Here is a 410-nt window from a genome sequence, read left to right as displayed (position 1 = left end):
GTGATATTCTTACCATCTAATTCACTCCCCACAGCATTCGTTGTGTTGTGTTCGTGGCGATTGATTTCGGTGGTTTTACTCAATAATCCTTTAGAGGTCGATTTTGAACTGGTTGCCAGTTGCTCTTCGGCTCGTCCTGCTTCAATATTGACATTCCCTTCTTTGGCTGTGATAGTCATATTTCCGTCTGCACTGCCTAGGCTTGTTTGACGTAAATTAACCGTTTTTTCAGCCACCAGCGTTACACCATTTTTACCCGTAACTTGGCTACCTGCCTCTGATTTTTGGTCTAAGCGATAATAGTTATCTGCGTCACCCTTGTAATGTTCTTTATTTTTGAGATTAAGGGTTGTAATAGTGATATCTTTGCCCTCTGCTCGCAGTGTGCCTTCACTTTCAACCACCGCACC

1 protein-coding gene is annotated in these 410 nt (G+C 43.2%); it reads right to left on the bottom strand.

The features are described 5' to 3' along the window. Positions 1 to 410: hypothetical protein (locus ACWIW0_RS11380; protein ID WP_454453406.1), on the bottom strand; the 410-nt coding region annotated here is incomplete at both ends.

Source organism: Ursidibacter sp. B-7004-1 (assembly GCF_053654055.1).
The sequence above is the reverse complement of the archived record's forward strand: the minus strand, read 5'-3'. Positions and strand labels throughout refer to the sequence as shown.